Source organism: Polynucleobacter sp. AP-Kaivos-20-H2, assembly GCF_018882215.1.
In the GTDB taxonomy this organism is placed as follows: Bacteria; Pseudomonadota; Gammaproteobacteria; order Burkholderiales; family Burkholderiaceae; genus Polynucleobacter.
Window position 1 is genome coordinate 1 of record NZ_JACVOX010000006.1, and the last position, 1442, is coordinate 1442.

A 1442-nucleotide genomic window follows, 5' to 3' on the forward strand; every position below is an offset into this window, starting at 1 on the left:
TGAACTGACCCCCAAAAGTTGGACGTTATGTCCAACCAAGGGGGTTTTGTTTTATGAGCAAGTACAGCAAGCAGTTCAAGCTAAAGGTAGTTAAAGAGTTCTTAAAATTTGGCGGTCTAAAGCGGGTTGCCAATCTATTTACAGTGAACCACTCTCAGGTCCGAGACTGGTCTTTAGCCTATCAGGCGCATGGCCCTGATGGCCTTACTCCAGACCATCAACGTCACCCTCCCCAATTTAAACTGCAGGTTCTGCGGTACATGGCCAAGCACCAAGTATCGGCCAGACCAACTGCGGCCCACTTTGGCATCCGCAGCATGAGCACTGTATTGCGATGGCAAAAACTCTACAATGAAGGCGGTATTGCAGCCCTTGCTAATCGACCTATAGGACGACCGCCTATGTCCCAATTTAATATCAAAGCACTGCTCAAAAAGCCTGTCTCAGAACTCACACCTGCAGAGATGCGACGACGCTTAGAGTACGCAGAGGCTGAGGCTGCCTACCTAAAAAAGTTAGAAGCCTTAGCTCAGAGCAAAGCTGCAAAAGAGAACAAGCCCAAGTCATCACTGAGCTAAGGCCGTATTACCGTTTAATCGATTTACTCGCTATCGCCAAGATGGCTAAAAGCGTTTACTACTACTGGCTTAAAGCCAGTAGTAGTCATGCGCCCGATCCCTATCTGGATGCTAAGAATCAAATTAGCGCAATCTACCATCGCCACCAGGGTCGCTATGGCTATCGGCGGGTGCTACTAGAGCTACGTAATCAACATCAACACTTAAACCACAAGACCGTACAAAAGCTCATGGGCCAACTTGGCCTCAAGTCCACCGTACGCCCCAAGCGCTATCAGTCTTATAAAGGGGGTGTTGGTAAGGTGGCGCCTAACTTACTCGAGCGTAACTTTGGGGCAAGTAAACCTCATCAGAAGTGGGTAACTGATGTGACTGAGTTCAACATCAAAGGCGAGCGAGTGTACTTATCACCGATCTTAGACCTCTATAACCAAGAGATCATCTCCTATGAGATTGCTGATCGGCCGCAGATTAGCACCGTCATGCAGATGCTCAAAAGCGCATTTAAACAACTGGGGCCAAAAGATCAACCCATGCTGCACTCAGATCAGGGTTGGCAATACCAGATGGGGCTCTATCAACAAGCCTTAAAGGAAAAAGGCATAGATCAAAGCATGTCTAGAAAAGGCAATTGCTTAGATAATGCCGTGATGGAAAACTGGTTCGGCATTATGAAGACGGAGTTCTTCTATCGGAAGAGATTTGAAAGTATCGAATCATTTAAAGCTGAACTTAAGGAATATATCCACTACTACAACCATGACCGAATCAAAGAAAAGCTAAAGGGATTAAGTCCGGTTGATTACCGAACTCAATCCCTCGTGCTAACCTAACTAAACTGTCCAACTACTGGGGGTCAGTTCA

1 protein-coding gene is annotated in these 1442 nt (G+C 46.7%); it reads left to right on the top strand.

Features of this window, described 5'->3' with window-relative positions; genetic code table 11:
* The first annotated feature begins 53 nt into the window (after positions 1 to 53).
* Positions 54 to 1411, top strand: a protein-coding gene (locus ICE89_RS11625; protein WP_370625370.1) for an IS3 family transposase whose coding sequence is annotated in 2 segments (ribosomal slippage) — positions 54 to 516 and positions 516 to 1411 — 1359 coding nt in all. Because the reading frame shifts where the segments join, the coding sequence is not laid out codon by codon here.
* The last annotated feature ends 31 nt before the right edge of the window (positions 1412 to 1442 follow it).